Below are 19837 nucleotides of genomic sequence, written 5' to 3'. Positions count from 1 at the left end.
TTATCCCTTGCAGGGAAGAGTAGCATTCAGACTCTAAAAATAGCTTTATCCAAGCTTCTCTATGGCTTCAAGTTATTATCCCTTGCAGGGAAGAGTAGCATTCAGACATCAAACCGTCCGTGTCTTTCGCGACACGGACGGTTTAGTGTTATTATCCCTTTCAGGGAAGAGTAGCATTCAGACCTTAGCTAAAAATCCATATACGAAAAAGCCATCATCTAAAGTTATTATCCCTTTCAGGGAAGAGTAGCATTCAGACTTAAAAAATACTAAAGGAGAGTGAGAAAGAATGAGTAAAGTTATTATCCCTTTCAGGGAAGAGTAGCATTCAGACTAGAAGATATATTTTAAAATAATTGCCCGGCTTGTTAAAGTTATTATCCCTTTCAGGGAAGAGTAGCATTCAGACATTGATAAGGGTTCTTAATATGTCAAAGAATCCTTATCAGTTATTATCCCTTTCAGGGAAGAGTAGCATTCAGACGTAATGGAAAATGAAAAAATGTACTTAGAAAATGATGGGTTATTATCCCTTTCAGGGAAGAGTAGCATTCAGACATTACAACAGTAGTAATTATAAGAGTAAAATAAGAAATCAGTTATTATCCCTTTCAGGGAAGAGTAGCATTCAGACTTTGATACAAAATAAACATTTGACACGAGTTATTAATTATGTTATTATCCCTTTCAGGGAAGAGTAGCATTCAGACAAAATAGAAATAGAATAGTTGGGATCTTTATAAGTGACCAGTTATTATCCCTTTCAGGGAAGAGTAGCATTCAGACTGGTAAAACTTATTAGGGTTCTTAATATGTCAAAGAACCCGTTATTATCCCTTTCAGGGAAGAGTAGCATTCAGACTGGCACTGAAAAACGGATATTCTATATCCGTTGAATAATTGTTATTATCCCTTTCAGGGAAGAGTAGCATTCAGACTTTGATACAAAATAAACATTTGACACGAGTTATTAATTATGTTATTATCCCTTTCAGGGAAGAGTAGCATTCAGACCTAGAGAAGAACTTATTAAGGTAATTAAGGTTCTTAGCTTGTTATTATCCCTTTCAGGGAAGAGTAGCATTCAGACTTTCAAAGCTTCTCTATGGCTTCAAGTTAGAAGTCATAGGTTATTATCCCTTTCAGGGAAGAGTAGCATTCAGACTGCTAGCATTTGAATGCCTATTTATTAGTGCCTTTCAATACCGTATTTTCCAAACCCTCTTTGTGATATTTTTATTATCTTCATTTTCTGCCACCGTTTCGTCTGTAATGCTTATTATTACTTGATTCCAAACCTGTTTTGCTCAAACCCTTTATTTATGCGATTTTTTGTTTTTGCCAATGTTCCGGAAACTTTACGTTCGTGTTTATTATAACACATTCGTTTTTATTTTGCAAGTGTTTTTTATCTTTTTTTAATAAAAAAAGTAACTCTTTTATAATTAAAAGAGTTACTTAGATTTTTATAAAGAATGATTTTTTCTATTTTTTAATTCTTTTTTCTTTCCAGAAGCAAATTTATTTTCTTCAGATAAATATCCAGAAACTCTTCTTAATTTTATAATATTAGTACTTCCACATTTGGGACAACTTTTATCTATTTTATTTATGTAATTACAATCTTTACATTTGTCCAATGGAAAATTTATACCAAAATAATTACAATCATTTATATAAAATAGTTGGATTATTTCTTTTAGTGCTTCTATATTATTTGTTGGTATTTCTTTTAATTCAACATAAGATATTGAGCCGCCTGTACAATATTTATGAAAGTTTCCTTCATATTTTATTTTATTTGATATTTTTGTATGTAATTCTACGGGAATATGAAAAGAATTGTTATAATACCCTTTAGTTATAATGCTTTTTTGTAATGTACTTAGATTTTTGATTTTTTTATCACTTTCTGGAAATATTCCTGATATTCCTTCTCCTGATGTTGCTAATAATGAAAAGTTTAATTTATTTTTATTTGTAAATTGATTTATTTTGTTATGCATGAATTTAATTATTTGAATAGCTTCATTATAATTATTTTCTATGAAGTTTATAGTTTTTATTTTTTCGTTTTTTAATATAGCTAAAGATTCCCATAATCCAATAAATCCTATTGATAAAGTGCCATTTTTTAACATGTTATAATAATCTTTATCATAATCAATATATATTTTATTATTTGAAAAATATTCATTCATATTACTGTTTGAAACTTTATTTAATCTGTGTATTAGTAATTCTTTAGATTCTTCCATTAAATTATTTAATTCTTTATAAAAAAGAATTTTATTATTATTGGAATTTATTGCTAATTTTATTAAATTAATGGTAACGGAAGCTATATTACCTCTATTTATTGAAGTAGATTTACCAAAAATGTTGTTTACTATACGTGAACGACATCCCATTATTCCTATTTCTTTAGAATCAACTCTTTTGTTTATTTGAGAGTCACAATTCATATAAGTTGGTATCATACATTTTGAAGTTGTTTTTAAAGCTCGTATTAATAAATCATAATTAATATCTTTTTCATTATAATTAATACCGTTTTTTATTTTAAATACTAAATTTGGAAAAATATAAGGTTCATTTTCATCATTGCCTTTTTCGAATTCTTCTAACAAAACATTTGAAATTAATCGACCTTTTTCAGAAGTATCTAATCCAAAATTTAAAGTTACATAAGGTTTTTCACATCCTTTTCTAATTGGTAAGTTCAATTTGTTAAAAAAATCATTAATATGATAAGAAATTTCTTTTTTTGTTTCATTTTTTAAATAATAGGCCATATCAGTATCAAAGTTTATTATTCCAATTCCGCCTGATTGTATATTTGTTATTTCAACAATTTTTTTATAAAGTAATTTTAATGCTTTTTCAAAAGAAATATTTTTATTATCTTTTTTTATTAAAGTCTTTATATTTAATCCTATACAATTGTGTGATATATCATAATACTCTAGATCATGTATCCAAAAATTTTTATTTTTATGATTTTTAGATAAATTCAATGGTATTATACTTTTTAAAATATAATTTTTTTGATAATCAATTGATTTTTCTAATATTAAATTTATGGAATTATCTTTTGTATTTGCTAAATTTCTTTTAGACATATTTTCTCTCCTTTTTCTATTTTATAAAATTTTTGATTTTTTGAACCGTAATAATTTAACTCAACATTTGTTTTTTTATTATCAAAATATCCTACCTTTATATAATTTATATAATAAAGTAGTTCTTTTGGAATTTCTTTTAAATTATTTCCAGTATATATACATATATCATATTTATTTTCATATAATTTTTTTGTTAATTTTAAAAGGTTATTATATTGTTCTAAAGGTTCGCCTCCTGAGATAGTTATTTTTTTGTTATTTGAAATTTTTTTTATCATATTAAAACATTCATTTATTGTTATTTTTTTTCCTTTTCCTTTTTCATTTATAGATTTATTGTGACAATCTTTGCAATTACGGCTGCATCCTTGAAAAAAAACTACACTTCTTATTCCAGGACCATCTGTTAAACTTTCTTCTATGTAACCTGCTATTTCTAACATTAGATTTCTCCTCCCACTATAAAATATGATTAAATTTATATTTATTTTTTTATATTTGACCAGAATTTATTATATCATTTTTTTTAAATATTTAAAGAGTATAAGTCTTCTTAATATTAATAATTATTATAAATATTTTATTTATATCATATTTATTTGCATTTAAAGCTTTAGATAATAAAATAATAACATTTATAAAAGATCAATAGCTACATAGGTAAAACTATCATAAGAGTATAAAAAACAAAATGTTCTTTAAGTTTGTTGAGAGTATATTTTATTACTTAAAGAGAAGAGTATTATTTGGTTTTTATTAGTTTAAACGTATATTTGTAAATTTTTTACTTATGAATTTTTTTAGTAATGTTTTATAAATGTATTTTACAATTGAAAAATGGGCCAAAAAAATAAAACGCTGAAAAAAACAGGTTTCAGAAAACATTAAGAGTTTGTTAATATTATAATTTCTCCAATCAATCCAAAGATTTTATAAATTCTTCCCTGATCCTTTTTTTTATTCCTGGCTTTTTTTTTTTATACTTTAAACACTTTCATTTGTGGAAGCGTATATTATGTCATAATATTTAAGTTTATAAATGTCCCCTTGAGGGGACGAGGTTTTTTCGGAGGGGTGTTTCTCCTTCTAATTTTCTATATACTAATAAATAACTAATATAACAATAAACCACATCCCTCCGTCCACTGGACTCGCCCCTTCAAAGGGGCATTTTTCCTTCCTGGTCCATTTTTCAATTGTATTCCTGGCTTACTTTTATTATACATTAAACATTATAAATTTTACATTTTTATTTATTATAATATATTTGTTTTTAATTTAAAAAAATTTTTTATGTTTTATATACAAAATAAAATAAAATTATGGTAAAATTAATTATAAATTAATTTTAAAGGAGAGTGATTTTATGAAAACAGAAAATAAATGTAAATATTTAATTTTTAAAGATGATGAAGAAAAATTAAAAAAATTAAAGGAAAATGCTGTGAAAAAAATTGGAATTATACAGTGGTATACAGATAAAAATATAAAATTAATTTTAGAAAAACAAAGCACAGGTATTTTAAAATATTGGATTGAAAATGAAAAAAGTATAAAAATAAAACACGATCTTATTGAAAAATTAAAAGATTCTAAATTAATAGTAAAAGTAAAGTACGTAATAAAAAAGGATCCAGAAATTATTTTATATGAGTATTTAACACCATTTAACTTAAATTATTCAAAAAATATAAATTATATGTTAGAAATTGAAAAGAAAAACAAAATTTGTTCTTTTGAGTTTTTTGAAGAATATGAAATAAATAGATATGAAAAAATTTCTGAAGATGATATTAATGAATATAATGATAAAATATTGTCAACAAATACTATAAATAATTTACTTAAACAATACAATAATGATAATAAAAATAGCAATGAATTATTTTTAGATGTAATAAATTATGTGAATAATAAACTTTTGAATGATGTAACAGTAATTATGCCTTGTGGCCAAGCTATTACAGGTAATAGAAAAAATGAAAAAACAGGAAATACAGTTTTTGATAACTTAAAAAGTTTAAAAAAATTAGATTATGAAAATTCTAAATTAACTCCAGAACTTCAAACAATCTATTTATTAAAAGAAAAAGGTTTTAATATAAAAAAAATTATTTTATTATTGAACGAACCTTACGAGAATATAAAAAAGAATATAGTTGAAGAATTAGATTTAACTTTTCAAAATGATTTAAATAAAATATATTATTATTTAACTTACACCTTTAAAAAATTTTTTAAAGGTGTTGAGATTGAATATAGAAAGTTAAATTTTAATCCTGATGATTATAAAACTTCGTCAACTACGTTTAAAGAAATTTGGGATATAATGGATGGAATATTTGAAAAAGAAAAAAACAATGAAATAATAATTGACGTTGCTCCAGGAGTGAAATATTTAGGTATAATATTAAGTTTTTATTCTATGTTCAATCAAAAAAATTTTTATTATAAATATGAAAGACAACATAATCTCGTTAAGATACCTCAATTTGGCATTGATTGGGATTATAATTATATAGATGAATCTTATTCTATTTTAAAAGCTTATAAAGATTCGGAAAATAAAGAAATGTTTGACTTATCTGATTTATTATCTTTTCCAGATATTTTATATAAAATAATGAAAATTTCAAATGAGGGTATAATTTCTTTTTTCCCACTTGAAAAAATATTTGATAAACTAAAAGAAAAAAGAGAAATGCCTTTTGGATACGGTGAAAAATATTTACATTTATTAAAAAATAACAATTTAAAAGCTTATTTAAAAGATGGTATAATAAAAAAATGGTCAACTATGTGGATGGGAGATCAAATTCCAGAAACAGTAGAGCATTCTCAAAGACATAGTAAACGTTTAATGGAGTTTACAGTCAATTTAATAAATACTCTTAGTGAAAGTATTTTTTTGAATGTTGATAATTTAGAAGAAGAATATAATAATGATATTTCTTATAAAGATTTACTGTATTTTATATTTGGTGTAGCCTTAAATATTCATGATTTAGGCCATACTTATCCAAAATACTTTGTTGATGGAAAAACTTATTATTTGGATTCATTACCATCTTTAGTTAGAGATTTGCATAATGAATTAACTTTGCAGTTAATAGATAATAAAGAATATGATATATTAGCAGAAATTAAACCATTTAGTTCAAATTCAAAAACTTTAAAAGAGATTTTTGGAGATAAAACAGAAGAAGTAAAAGAAGCAATAAAAATGATTTGTAAGTATCATAGGGGTTATTTAGAGGTTGAAGAAGATTTAAATTCAAAGGATAAAGAAAAAAATTTTATAAAACCTTTAAAAATAAAAACAGATAAGTTAATTAATATATATAATCCAATGAATAATAAATTAAAAAAAATTGTAATTCATTTAGCAAAATGGATAAAATTTATTGATGGTACAGATGTTCAAGCAGATAGAATAATAACAGATAGTTATCATAAAAATAGGATTGAAAGAACTAAAAATGAAATTTTTTATTTAATTGATAAGACAAAAGAATTTGAATTCTATAAAGTTTATAAAACTGACCTTGAAAATATAAAAAAGTATCTTAAAGAAGAAAACTATAAAGATCTTGATAATACTGCAAAAAGATTAGAAAATAATATTTATGATAATATAGATAAAATAACGTTTGAACTTGAAATTATAGATAAAATTGCTTTTAAAGCAAGACAGTTTAATCATTTTACCAAACATAGTAGAGTTTCTGCAATTTATCCAACTTGGTTTGAAGATAACTCAAAAGATGAAAAAATATTACATATAAAAATTATTGAAAATAAAAATTTAAAAAATGAAAAAGATAGTAGTGTAGATTTTATTGAGGAAATAAAAGAAGATATTAAAAAAGAGTTTGAGAATGCTTACATTTCAAAAGAAAAAAATATAACAAAAATAATTTTTGATTAACATAAAAAGCTGAGATATTTATCTCAGCTTTTTATGTTTTAAGGTATGTTATAAAATGGGTATTATTTACTATTTTTTATCAATTTTTACCTTTCAAGAAGAAGCGTTTACACAAAATTTTTTATGCTACCAAAAATATTTAGTATATTATAAATATTTCGTTTATATCATATGTATTTATATCTAATGCTTTTGCTTTAATTTTTAATAATTTATCTGAAGTTATAAAAATTGGATTTTCTTTTTTATAATTTATACATACTGAAAGTATTAAATTATCTGGATTTAATTCCTGATATTCTATTGGTAGAAGATTTGGAAATGAATTAATAAATTTTATTTTATTTAATTTATAAAATTTTTCTAAAAATTTTATAGCTTTTTGAGCGGCATAATGCGTTTTAGGTGATGTTTTTAGTTTTTCTAATTCTTCAATACACATAAAAGGTATAATTACATTATTATATGTAGTAATTAAATTTTTACAGTTATTGATATTGTTTATAATTGAATTAGTATCTAAAATAATTGGTGTAGATTTTTTTGATTTATTTTTAAAGTTTACTATATTAGACATAAATTCCCCCTTTTTTTAATTTAAAATTTTTAATTTTGATGTTTTTATTATATTTATTACTTTTAAATCAGATAAAACAACAAATAGATTTTTATATTTTTCTAAATTTTTATATGCTGTTGTTTTTTTCTTTGGAATATAATAAACTCTATAATTTTTATAGTAATAAAATTTTCCGAATTTTATTACATCAATTATTTTTTTTCTATTTATTCCATATTTATTTAAACTTTTTTCAGCTGTTTTTGATAATTTTATTTGCTTCATAAAAATCACACACCTTTCTTATGTTTTTTACTTTGTCATTCTATATTGTTTTCCTATTTAAAACTTATTTTTTAAATAATAATGATTTAATTAAAAAGCTAGTAGTTACATTTAGTATGGCACTAACTTGTAATCCAAACATAGTTTTTCCCACTATGAGTAATGTTAACATAAAAATTGATATATCTATTGAAACGGTTAAAAGTAATTTAAAAAACTCTATAAATTTACCTTTTGAAAGTTCAATAATCATTTTTCTAATTCTTAATATCCAAATACTAATCATAAATAACAAAGATGCTGCAGTTATAAATACCATTACAATTGTCAAATTATCCCCCCTTTTTTTTAAAATAAATATAGTTTTTGAATAATGTACTATTTTTTCTACTTATTCTTAGTAAATTAAAAGTAGTTAATAAATTTTTTGTTTCATTTATAAAATGTTATTCGACATTATTTAAAAATATATTTTTAAATTTCTATAATTATTAATTTAATTATTATCTATATGTTTTTATGAATTATTTTTTTAGAAAAAATTATTAAATATTTGTTTGTTATTTCTACAATTTTTACATCTTTTTGGTAAATTTCATTCTTTGTTTGTGCAGAATTCATATTCTCAATTGGTGATTACAAAATAAACTTCTTCAAACAAAAGTTCTTTTATATCAATATTTAAATTTATTGATGTGTCTTTTAAAGTCATTTTTCTCTCTCTTTTTTTGTTTTTCTAAATTAATATTCGACATTAGTTAAATAAATAAAAAATAAAGATGCATTTTCAATGAAAATGCATCTTTATTTTTTTAAGTTTATTTTATAAATGATCATACAAATTTTTTATTTTTTCTATTGGAATATTAGTTAATTCAGAAATCATATTTATATCTAATCCTTTTTTCAACATTCCTTTTGCCACTTTCTCCATCTCTGTTAATTCAACATCTTTATCTAAATTACTAACAATTTCAACCTCTTTTTTATCAAAAGCTATTGAAACTTTTATTATATCATTTATACCATAGTTTTTTATCTCTTCTTCATACTTCTTTTCATTTATTTGTTTCAATCCATTTTTAGCACTATTTAATAGTGTTTTTTCGTTTTTATAAAACTTTTTAAACTCAATAATTATTCCTTTATCTGTTTTATCTTTTGGAATTAATATAACATCAGCTCTTCCAAGTCCTGTTTCTCTATTACTCTTTATTATATACTTTTCTTTCAAACCAACGCTCATTCCAAGTATTAGTCCATGATAAAATCTTTCTGGTTCTTCTCCGCTAACGTCAAAATAACTCAATGTATTCATTGTTAGTTTTTGAAAGTCTTCTTTAAACTCTTCTATGTATCCATTTATTAGGTTCAATAGTATATTATTAATGTTTATATTTGATTCTCTCAACATATTTCTAACTGTTTGTACAAAAAAATCTTTTACTTCTTCATTTGGTATCTTTACTTTATACATTGTTATATTATTTTTTCTTTTTTTACTCGTCCACTTTAAGTAACCACTAAATAAAAATAATGTCCAAATTGCACTTTCACTGTTTAAGTTTAAATCACCATAAACCATTGTTTCTATTATTTCGCACTCTACTTCTTCTCCGTTTATTAACCTTTCTACATTATCTTTTATATTAACAGTTCCTTCTTTTATTAGTTTTCTTATTAAATAATTCCCACTCGTATTCATCCAATATGGTCTTATCTTTTTTTCATCTACTAAGTTTATAATAGAAAAAGGATTGTAAATTTCAACACCGCCAAAGTTATAACCATTGTACCAATCTATAACTTCTTTTTCTTCATATTCAAGCTCATAATACTTAAGTGTTTCTTCAACTTCTTCTTTAGTTAAACCATACTTATCATTAAATAGTTCATTCAATACAGTAGAAACCTTTAAGTTATTCACACCAGTAAAGATACTTTCTTTTGATACTCTTGTTATTCCAGTAAGAACTGCTTTTTCAAGATATACATTGTCTTTTAAAGCCATGCCAAACAAGTTACCAATTAAAGATATTATTTCATCATAGTATCCGTGTAAGTAAGCTTGTTGAATGGGAGTATCGTATTCATCTATTAATATTATTACTTTTTTACCATAATATCTTTCCATGTATTCTGATAAACTTCTTATAGAATTTTCATAATCAGCATCTAAAGCTTCTCTACCCATTATTTTATCATATATAATTTTTTCTTCATTATCTAAAACTTCTAAAACATACTTATGCTTTAAATACAACCTTGAAAGCTCCATGGCTAATAAATCATGCATCTTTTTTAAGTTATTAGACTTTAAATCTTTAAAGGTGATGTATATAACTGGGTGCTTATTTAAATGTTTTTCTATTATATTTTTTTCTTTGTATATCTTTAAGTTTTTAAAGATGTATTCGTTGTTTTGAGTAATATCAAAAAAGTATTTCATCATAGATTGACTGAGAGTTTTACCAAACCTTCTTGGTCTTGTTATTAATAGAACGTCTCCACTTTCAATAATTTCTTTGATTAACATACTTTTATCTACAAAATACATATTGTCATCTATTAATGATTTAAAGTCACTTCTTCCTATTGGAAGTCTTTTTTTCATTTTTATCACCTCGTTTTATATCCTTACATGTTATTATATCAAATCTACTTTAAAATAAAAAAACATTTTTTAAGTATAAAAAAGAAATAGTTAGTACATATTGGAATTTACAAAATAATTTTTAAAATTTATTATTCATTATAGAATGAATAAAATCTTTAGATACATTAAAATGTTGTGAAGTTAAAGATATAGCATCATTTTCTGAATAAAAAATAAAGATGCATTTTCATTGAAAATGCATCTTTATTTTTTTCAAGTTATTATCCCTTACAGGGAAGAGAAGCATTCAGACCAAAATTTTTAAGAAAGAGTTAGAAACAAAAGCAAATGTGTTATTATCCCTTACAGGGAAGAGTAGCATTCAGACATGAAGCTGAATTAATTAAATTAGTAAGGGTTCTTAATATGTTATTATCCCTTACAGGGAAGAGAAGCATTCAGACATGATGATGATGCATATAGTAGTGAATATGCTATATCGTGTTATTATCCCTTACAGGGAAGAGTAGCATTCAGACGTATTAGGAAACGCAGCTGAAAAAGTTATAGGTGATTTTGTTATTATCCCTTACAGGGAAGAGTAGCATTCAGACATATATAGTAAGTTATGAAGTAAGTGGCGAAGGATATATGTTATTATCCCTTACAGGGAAGAGTAGCATTCAGACCCACTATAGCAATGAAACAAGTAGAAAAAAGTAAAAAAGTTATTATCCCTTACAGGGAAGAGTAGCATTCAGACAAGGAAAAATTGTTATCTCTATGATTATAGAGATGACACGTTATTATCCCTTACAGGGAAGAGTAGCATTCAGACAATTTCTATCCATCCTAAGGAATCTGGTGGGAAATTCACGTTATTATCCCTTACAGGGAAGAGTAGCATTCAGACAAGTTGTTAAGCTAATTAAGATTCTTAGCTTAGCAAAGAGTTATTATCCCTTACAGGGAAGAGTAGCATTCAGACGAGTTACGAAGTTTTAAGTGCCATAAAAATGGCACTAAAGTTATTATCCCTTACAGGGAAGAGTAGCATTCAGACGTAATGAAGAAATAGTTAAATTGATAAAGGTTCTTAGCTTGTTATTATCCCTTACAGGGAAGAGTAGCATTCAGACACGTGAAGAATTGAAAATTTACAGTAAGGTTGGAGAACTTGTTATTATCCCTTACAGGGAAGAGTAGCATTCAGACTTGAAGTCATAGCAGAAGTAATGGATGAGAGCGAATTGGTGTTATTATCCCTTACAGGGAAGAGTAGCATTCAGACCAGCTGGTTACGATGTTGTAGGATTTGTAAGTCCTGCACGTTATTATCCCTTACAGGGAAGAGTAGCATTCAGACTGCTAACATTTGAATGCCTATTTATTAGTGGATTTCAATGCCGTATTTTCCAAACTCTCTTTGTGATATTTTTCTTATCTTCATTTTCTACCACCATTTCGTCTGTAATGCTTATTATTACTTAGTTCCAAACCTATTTTGCTCAAACCCTTTATTTATGCGATTTTTTATTTTTGCCAATGTTCCGGAAACTTTACATTCATGTTTATTATAACACATTTATTTTTATTTTGCAAGTGTTTTTTTTGTTTTTTTAATAAAAAAATAACTTTTTTATAATTTAAAGGAGTTATTTAGTGAGAATGTATATAACAGGATTTTTATTTGCTTGTTTTTCTATTATGTGTTTATTTAAAAATAATAAATTATTAATCAGAGTGAAAAAAATAATGTGAAAAAAACAATTATTTATATAAATATTAAACAAATAATTTTTTCATTTGAAAGAATTATTTGTTTAATATTATTAATCTTTTATTTTTATTACATCTTCATCAAATTTTTTCATATAAGTTTTTATGGGTTTATTGTTTATTTTTATTTCTGGAACTATTTCAAATAGTGGAATCATAACAAATCCTCTTTCTGTCATTCTTGGGTGAGGTACTGTTAATTTTTTATCATTTGATGTGAAATTTTCATACAATAAAATATCTATATCTATTGTTCTTGGTCCCCATCTTATTATTCTTTTTCTTTTTAAATCTTTTTCAATTTCATTACATTTTTTTAGTAATTCATATGGAGTATAAGTTGTTTCTATTTCTATTACAATGTTTAAAAACCATTCTTGATTTTTATAACCAACGGGTTCAGTTTTGTAATAAGATGATTTTTTTGTTATATTTATTTTTGAATCTTGTTGTAATTTTTGTAAAGCAGAATCTATATTTTTTTTTGTATTTCCCATATTGCTTCCAAGACTAAGATATGATTTCATTTCTTTTTCTCCTTATTTCTATGCCAAAGTAATCATATATTCCATGTACGGGTGCTTCTGGTTTTCTTATTTTTACTTTTATTTCATCTATTTTTTCAAAGTCTTTAAATAGTTCATTGCATATTCTTTGAGCTATTTTTTCTAATAAATTGTGGTTTTCATTTTCTACTATTTTTTTTACAACTTTATATGTTTCGGCGTAAGAAATAGTATCATTAACATCATCTGTTTTTCCCGCTTTTTCTAAGTTTAAATACATTTCAACATCTATAAAGAATTTTTGACCTAATTTATTTTCTTCTTTTAAAACACCATGGTAACCATAAAAACCTAAATTTTTCATTATTATTTTATCCATATTATTTCCTCACAATAGCATCTGTAACTTTAATTGCTCTTATATTTTCTTTAACATCGTGTACTCTGAGTATATCTATTCCTTGTATGATACCCATTACGGATGTAGCTATAGTTCCTTCTACTCTTTCTTTTGGGGGTAAGTCTAAAATTTTTCCAATCATTGATTTTCTTGAAGTTCCTAATAAGATTGGATATCCAAGATCATTTAATTCACCAAGTCTTGCCATAACTTCCATATTTTGTTCAGGAGTTTTTCCAAATCCTATTCCAGGATCTAAAATAATATTTTCTTTTTTTATTCCAGCATTTAAAGCTATGTTTATAGATATTTTTAAGAAATCTATTATTTCTTCTATTATGTCTTTTTTATATTCGGTATCATTTTGATTGTGCATTATACATATTGGTACATTGTATTTTGCAACAACATTTGCCATGTTTGAGTCTTTTTGTAATCCCCAAACATCATTTATCATGTGTGCTCCGCATTTGAGTGCTTCTTCTGCAACAATGGCTTTCGAAGTATCAATAGAAATTGGTATATTTATTTCATTTATTAATTTTTTTAAAACAGGTATTACTCTATTTATTTCTTCATTTGAACTTACTTCTTTTGATCCAGGTCGAGTAGATTCTCCTCCTATATCTATTATATCTGCTCCATCTTTTTCCATTTTTTTAGCATGTTCAATTGATTTTTCTAAGTCAACAAAGTCGCCACCATCTGAAAAAGAATCTGGAGTTACATTCAATATTCCCATTATATAAGTTTTTGTTCCAAAATTAAAATCAGTATTTTTCATTTTTACATTTATTTTTCTATGAAATTTATAGTCTATTCTTCTCATTTAATCACCTTCCGAGTATTAATGACATAGCTTCAGCTCTACTCTTTTGGTCATTTTTGAAAACTCCTCTTACAGCTGAAGTTACTGTTTTTGAACCAGGCTTTTTAACTCCTCTCATAGACATACACATGTGTTCTGCTTCAACTATAACAATTACTCCATAAGGTTGTAATTTTTCCATTATTGTATCTGCAACGGTTGTTGTTATTCTTTCTTGGAGTTGAGGCCTTTTTGCAACGGTTTCTACTACTCTTGCAAGTTTGCTGAGCCCAGTTAAACGTCCACCTTTTGGTAAGTATCCAACATGAGCTTTTCCAACAAATGGTGCAAAGTGATGTTCACACATAGAATAAAAAGGTATATCTTTTACAATTACTAATTCTTCATGTTCTTCAGCTTGAAAAAATACTTTTAAGTGTTCTCCAGGATCTTGTTTTAATCCAGAAAATATTTCTTCATACATATCTGCTATTCTTCTTGGAGTATCAATTAATCCTTCTCTTTCTGGATCTTCTCCTATTGCTATCAATATTTCTTTAACTGCTTTTTTTATTCTTTCTTTATCCATTGTTAAGACCTCCAAAATTTTCATTTAGACTTTCATATAGTTTTATTTTATTTTTGAAAAAATTATATTCAGTGAAATTTTTAAAGTTTACATTATTTACTTTTAAAACAGGCATTACTCCCATTAGTGAATTGGTTAAAAATATCTCATCTGCTTTTAATAAATCTTCTAATGTATAATTACCTTCAGTTATATCTATTGAATTTTGTCTGCATATTTCTATTATTTTACTTCTAATTATTCCATTTAATAATCCATTTTTCAATGAAGGTGTATATAATTTTTTATTTTTTATAAAAAAAATGTTTGAGATTGTTCCTTCACAAATATAATTTTTGGAGTTTAAAAAAATAGTTTCATCATAGCCTGCTGCTTTTGCTTTATTTAAACAATAAATATTTTCCATATAATTCAATGATTTTATTTTTGATAGTATTGAAGTTTCACTTTTTTTTATGGAAGATATTTTTATTTTAAAACCTTTTTCATATTGAGATTTTGTGTATATTTTATTATTTAATGTAATTAGTAAATCTGAGCTATCTTTGTTTTTTGATACTATTAGCTTTAAACTTCCATTTTTAAAATTTGTTTTATTTAAAAAGTTTTTTGAAATATGAAACAATTCATTTAAAGTGTATTTGAAATTTATTTCTAATTTGGAACATCCTTCAAATAATCTCTCAGTATGTTCTTTGAAAAAAATTAACTTTCCATTTAATACTTTTATAGTTTCAAAAACACCATATCCATATTGATAACCTAAGCTTAATTCTTTATTGACTAAATTTCCATTGTACATGTACATTACTTAAGAGCCTCCATAAGAGCTTTTCCTTTATCTAAAGTTTCTTGATATTCAGCTTCGGAGTTTGAATCCCAAGTAATTCCACCACCAACTTGAAAGTATGCTTTATTATTTTTACATAGTATAGTTCTTATTACTATGTTAAAGTCGCTATTACCATCAAATCCAATGTAGCCAATACTTCCTGTATATATATTTCTTGTAGTAGTTTCTAATTCATCTATTATTTCTATTGAACGTATTTTTGGAGCTCCTGTTATGGATCCTCCAGGAAAGGTTGCTTTTAAGACATCCACAACTGATATGTTTTCTTTCATTTCACCAGTAATAGTTGAAACTAAGTGAAAAACAGTAGCATATTCTTCTAATTTAAATAATTCTGTTACTTTTACAGTTCCAATTTTTGATACTTTTCCTAAATCATTTCTTTCTAAATCAACTATCATTAATAATTCTGCATGATCTTTTTCGCTATTTATTAGTGAAAATTTATTTTTTTTATCTTCTTTTTCATTTTTTCCTCTTGGCATAGTTCCTTTTATGGGTCTTGTTTCTATTTTTTTGTCTTTTATTTTGATAAATCTTTCGGGTGAACTCGATACAATTTGTGCTTCTTTAATATTAATATAAGCTGCAAATGGTGCTGGATTTATTGTTCTTAATTTTTTATATAGTTCAAATGGAGTTTTGTTTAATTCGCATTCAAATCTTTGTGTCATATTTGCTTGATAAATATCTCCATTTTTTATGTATTCTTTTATTTTTTTGATTGCTTTTATATAATTAGTTTTTGAAAAGTTTGATATAAATTCAACGTCTTTTTTATCTGAACTTTTTTCATCAAAAGGTTTGTTATTTTTTATTTTATTTTCGATACTTATAATTTTATTTTCATCATCAAAGATAGAAGATATATATTTTTTCTTTTTTAAGTTATCTATTATTATTACAGTGTCATAAAAACCAAAGAACATATCTGGAATATTGACATCGTCAATAGCTTTTGAATTTATTTCTTCTATTTGATGATAAAGTTCATAACCTAAATAGCCAACTGCACCACCAATAAAAGGTAAATCAGTGTCATTTTCAATTTTATATTCATTTAAAAGTTTTTTTAAGGTATCAAAAGAATTTCCTGTTGTATTTGTTTCAATACCATTTTTATTAATTTTTATTTTTGTATTTTTTGAAGATATAGTTAAGAAGGGTTTTGATCCAATAAAGGAATATCTACCCATTCCGTTGTGTTCCATTCCACTATCTAAAAAAAATACATAATCTTCATTTTTAAAGATAGAAAATATTTCAAATGGATTATAGTTTGAATTTATTTCTTTAATCATTTTCTATCCTCCATTTTTTTGCAAAGAGTAAAAAATTATTTAATAATTCAATTCCATTTTCTGTTAATATTGCTTCTGGATGAAATTGTACGCTCTCAATTGGATATTTTTTGTGTTTTAAAGCCATTATTTCACCAATTTTTGTTTCGGCAGTTATTTCAAAACAATTTGGTAATGTTTTTCTTTCAACGATTAAAGAATGATATCTTGTTACTTTTAAAGGATTTTTTAAATCTTTAAAAACACCAATATTTTTATGGCTTATTGAATGTACTTTTCCATGAACAGGTTCTTTTGCTTTTATTATTTTAGCTCCAAAACTTTGAGCTATTGCTTGATGACCAAGACAAATTCCTAAAATTGGAAGTTTGTTTTTAAAGTTTTTTATTACATCTAAACTAATGCCTGCTTCATTTGGTGTACAAGGTCCAGGAGAAATAACGATCATTTCAGGGTTCAACTTCTCAATTTCATTTAAAGTTATTTTATCATTTCTAAATACTTTTACTTCTTCATTTAGCATGTTTAAGTACTGTACTAAGTTGTAAGTGAAAGAATCATAATTATCTATCATCAAAATCAATAAAAACACCTCTTAATTATTTTTCAAGTTGATTATACATTTGAAAAATATATTAGTCAATACTTTTTTCAAAATCAATTAAGTAGCTTTTTTTCTCTATTCCACCCTCATAGCCCCCAAGTCCACCATTTGATAAAATAACTCTGTGGCAAGGAATAATAATAGCAATTTTATTTTTATTGTTAGCATTGCCTACAGCTCTATAACCTTTTGGATTTTCAACTTTTTTTGCAAGTTCTTTATAAGTTATTGTTTTTCCATAAGGAATTTTTAATAGTTCTTTCCAAACTTTAATTTGAAAATCAGTTCCACTTAGTTCAAGTTCTACTTCAAATTCTTTTCTTTTTCCTAAAAAGTACTCTTCTAACTGTTTTTTACATTCTTTTAAATATTCTGGACTTTCATTTATTTCAATGTATTCATTTATAAATGATACTTTAGTAATTTTTTCATTTTTGCCTTCAATTTTTATTGGGCCTAAAATAGATTTAAGGTAAATTTTATCCATATGTTAACCCCCTTATGATATAATGCGTAATAATTTTTTCTCATGTATTGTATCATTAATATTTTAATTAATATCTTCAAAAAATTTTTACTACTTTTTTAAATCGTACTAATAACATTATATAACTTTTTTGTGTAATATCAAGTATTGATGTGCTTTTATTTATAAGAACTATTATTTACTATATTTTTATATTAAATGATTTTTTGGATATATATAAATGAATTTAATAAAAAGCATATGGTATAATAAAAATTAGAGGTGATAAAAATGAAAAAACTACCAATAGGAGTACAAGACTACAAAGAATTAATAACAGATTATATATACGTAGATAAAACAAAATATTTACATGAATTAATAACAAGTGGAAAATTTTATTTTTTATCTCGTCCAAGAAGATTTGGAAAGAGTTTAACGATATCAACGCTGTATTATTTGTTTAAAGGAGAAAAAGACTTATTTGAAGGAACATACATATACGATAAATGGGAGTTTAAAGAGTATCCAGTGATAAGAATAAATTTGTTGGATGTCTCAACAGAAAATGAACAAAGTTTTAAGTATGGCTTGTTAGAAATAATAAAAGAAGAAGCGGAAAGATATGGAATAACAATAGAAAATACAAACTATAAATATGCATTCAATGAATTAATAATAAAACTATCCCAAAAAGAAAGAGTAGTAATATTAGTAGATGAATATGAAAAACCAATATTAGACAATATAAACAACAAAGAAAAAGCAGAAAAGTATAGAGAAATATTGAGAGACTTTTATGTGAGCATAAAATCAAAAGACGAATACATAAAGTTTGTATTCATGACAGGAATAACAAAGTTCACAAAAACAGGAGTATTTTCAGCACTGAACAACTTAAATGATATATCGTTGAATAAAAAATATGCACAGATGTTGGGATACACACAAGAAGAGTTAGAAAGTAACTTTAAAGAGCACATAAAAGAAACAGCAATTGAAATGAATATGGAAGAAAAAGAGTTATTAAAAAACTTAAAGATGTACTACAATGGATTTTCATTCGATGGAGAGAATTCTGTATACAATCCATTTTCAATATTAAGATTTTTTAATGAAATGGAGTTTCAAAACTATTGGTTTGAAAGTGGATCACCATCATTTTTGTATGAATACATAAAAGGGAAGAAGATAAGATATGAAGATTTAGTGAAGTATCCAGTGAGCGAACTCGATTTTTCAACCCGAGAAATAGAAGAAGCAAATGCAAGCATATTCTTTACACAAGCAGGATACTTGACCTTTAAAGGAATAAAAAGATTAGGATTGAGGAAAAAGTACATATTAGACTATCCAAACATAGAAGTAAAAAATAGTTTTTCAAAGATAATATTAGAAGCAAACTATGGGATAAGAGAAACAGAGCAAATAGAAACCACAATATATGAAAGAATATATGAAAAAGACATAGAAGGAATAATAAAAGAAATAAAAAGAATAATAAGTGCAATCCCATACAACTTGCATAAAAAAGAAGAAAGTTACTATCATTCATTGATATACACAATACTTGCATCAGCAGGATTGAACGTAACAGCAGAAGAATTAACGAACTTAGGAAGAAGCGATATAGTAATAGAGGAAAACGTCATATACATAATGGAAATAAAGATAGACAAGAGTGCAGAAAAAGTCTTAAATCAAATAAAAGAAATGAAGTACTATGAAAAATACAAAGAGAAAGAAATTTATATAATAGGAATAAACATAAACTCAGAAAAGAGAAACATAGACGAATACAAAATAGAAAAGATATAATCCCAGCGGGTGTTGGGATATTTTTTTTATAAAAAGAATATAATTAAAATGCAAAAATTTGTATTGGTCAAATCAGTAGAATAAAAAAACTTTAAATTTTTTATGTGTATTTTAATCTTTGTAAAAAAGGGAAACTAATTCTTAAGTAATTAATAAAAAATATACCTTTTGAAAAAATTTTTTCTTGAGGTATAATTAGCATAACTTACTATAAAGTCGA

Annotated in this window: 16 protein-coding genes and 2 CRISPR repeat arrays (1 of these 18 running past the window's edge); of the genes, 2 read left to right on the top strand and 14 right to left on the bottom strand. The window is 24.7% G+C overall.

Annotated features, from left to right (window positions below):
* Positions 1-1165: direct repeats of the CRISPR family, unit length 36 nt; unit sequence GTTATTATCCCTTTCAGGGAAGAGTAGCATTCAGAC; it reaches 155 nt to the left of the window's first position.
* Positions 1166-1466: 301 nt separating this feature from the next.
* Both nrdD and IGS63_RS09495 read right to left on the bottom strand, forming a co-directional pair.
* Positions 1467-3122 (bottom strand): anaerobic ribonucleoside-triphosphate reductase, encoded by a 1656-nt coding sequence (gene nrdD, locus IGS63_RS09500; RefSeq protein WP_190614468.1) that lies wholly within the window; start codon positions 3120-3122, stop codon positions 1467-1469.
* On the bottom strand, positions 3104-3568 hold the full coding sequence (locus IGS63_RS09495; RefSeq protein ID WP_190614466.1) for a 4Fe-4S cluster-binding domain-containing protein: 465 nt from the start codon (positions 3566-3568) through the stop codon (positions 3104-3106). Before IGS63_RS09495 ends, nrdD begins: the two co-directional genes overlap by 19 nt.
* Positions 3569-4491: 923 nt before the next feature.
* Between IGS63_RS09495 and IGS63_RS09490 the strand changes: the two genes are divergently transcribed.
* The gene (locus tag IGS63_RS09490; RefSeq protein ID WP_190614464.1) at positions 4492-7053 is read left to right on the top strand and encodes a hypothetical protein; all 2562 of its coding nucleotides are present in this window, start codon (positions 4492-4494) and stop codon (positions 7051-7053) included.
* A 139-nt stretch (positions 7054-7192) separates the two neighbouring features.
* Here IGS63_RS09490 and IGS63_RS09485 read toward each other — a convergent pair whose 3' ends face one another.
* The 12 genes from IGS63_RS09485 to IGS63_RS09430 form a co-directional block, all read right to left on the bottom strand.
* Positions 7193-7630 carry a PIN domain-containing protein gene (locus IGS63_RS09485; RefSeq protein ID WP_190614462.1) on the bottom strand — a complete coding sequence of 146 codons (438 nt, stop codon included), beginning with the start codon at positions 7628-7630 and terminating at the stop codon, positions 7193-7195.
* A 15-nt stretch (positions 7631-7645) separates the two neighbouring features.
* On the bottom strand, positions 7646-7897 hold the full coding sequence (locus IGS63_RS09480) for a hypothetical protein (RefSeq protein WP_190614460.1): 252 nt from the start codon (positions 7895-7897) through the stop codon (positions 7646-7648).
* Between the two features lie 64 nt (positions 7898-7961).
* Complete coding sequence (locus IGS63_RS09475) at positions 7962-8228, bottom strand: hypothetical protein (protein WP_190614458.1); 267 nt, start codon at positions 8226-8228, stop codon at positions 7962-7964.
* 492 nt (positions 8229-8720) lie between these two features.
* Complete coding sequence (locus IGS63_RS09470; RefSeq protein ID WP_232521200.1) at positions 8721-10511, bottom strand: AAA family ATPase; 1791 nt, start codon at positions 10509-10511, stop codon at positions 8721-8723.
* 259 nt (positions 10512-10770) lie between these two features.
* Positions 10771-11859: direct repeats of the CRISPR family, unit length 36 nt; unit sequence GTTATTATCCCTTACAGGGAAGAGTAGCATTCAGAC.
* Positions 11860-12325: 466 nt separating this feature from the next.
* Positions 12326-12799: a 2-amino-4-hydroxy-6-hydroxymethyldihydropteridine diphosphokinase gene (folK, locus tag IGS63_RS09465; protein WP_190614456.1), complete on the bottom strand. Its 474-nt coding sequence runs from the start codon at positions 12797-12799 to the stop codon at positions 12326-12328.
* Positions 12783-13157 carry a dihydroneopterin aldolase gene (gene folB, locus IGS63_RS09460; protein WP_190614455.1) on the bottom strand — a complete coding sequence of 125 codons (375 nt, stop codon included), beginning with the start codon at positions 13155-13157 and terminating at the stop codon, positions 12783-12785. Before folB ends, folK begins: the two co-directional genes overlap by 17 nt.
* 1 nt (position 13158) lies before the next feature.
* Entirely contained in the window at positions 13159-14007 is an 849-nt protein-coding gene (folP, locus tag IGS63_RS09455) for a dihydropteroate synthase (protein WP_190614453.1), read from the bottom strand.
* Positions 14008-14011: 4 nt separating this feature from the next.
* Positions 14012-14575, bottom strand: a complete 564-nt coding sequence (gene folE, locus IGS63_RS09450; RefSeq protein WP_190614452.1) for a GTP cyclohydrolase I FolE — start codon at positions 14573-14575, stop codon at positions 14012-14014.
* Complete coding sequence (locus tag IGS63_RS09445) at positions 14568-15383, bottom strand: aminotransferase class IV (RefSeq protein ID WP_190614450.1); 816 nt, start codon at positions 15381-15383, stop codon at positions 14568-14570. Before IGS63_RS09445 ends, folE begins: the two co-directional genes overlap by 8 nt.
* Positions 15383-16729 (bottom strand): aminodeoxychorismate synthase component I, encoded by a 1347-nt coding sequence (pabB, locus tag IGS63_RS09440; RefSeq protein WP_190614448.1) that lies wholly within the window; start codon positions 16727-16729, stop codon positions 15383-15385. Before pabB ends, IGS63_RS09445 begins: the two co-directional genes overlap by 1 nt.
* Positions 16722-17312 carry an anthranilate synthase component II gene (locus tag IGS63_RS09435; RefSeq protein WP_190614446.1) on the bottom strand — a complete coding sequence of 197 codons (591 nt, stop codon included), beginning with the start codon at positions 17310-17312 and terminating at the stop codon, positions 16722-16724. Before IGS63_RS09435 ends, pabB begins: the two co-directional genes overlap by 8 nt.
* 52 nt (positions 17313-17364) lie before the next feature.
* Positions 17365-17820: a methylated-DNA--[protein]-cysteine S-methyltransferase gene (locus IGS63_RS09430; RefSeq protein WP_190614444.1), complete on the bottom strand. Its 456-nt coding sequence runs from the start codon at positions 17818-17820 to the stop codon at positions 17365-17367.
* Between the two features lie 270 nt (positions 17821-18090).
* On the opposite strand from IGS63_RS09430, the gene IGS63_RS09425 reads away from it, so the two are divergent.
* Positions 18091-19617 carry an ATP-binding protein gene (locus IGS63_RS09425; protein WP_190614442.1) on the top strand — a complete coding sequence of 509 codons (1527 nt, stop codon included), beginning with the start codon at positions 18091-18093 and terminating at the stop codon, positions 19615-19617.
* Positions 19618-19837: the final 220 nt, after the last annotated feature.

This window comes from Tepiditoga spiralis (assembly GCF_014701195.1).
Lineage (GTDB): Bacteria > Thermotogota > Thermotogae > Petrotogales > Petrotogaceae > Tepiditoga > Tepiditoga spiralis.
This window is presented reverse-complemented; position numbering and strand designations above follow the sequence as displayed.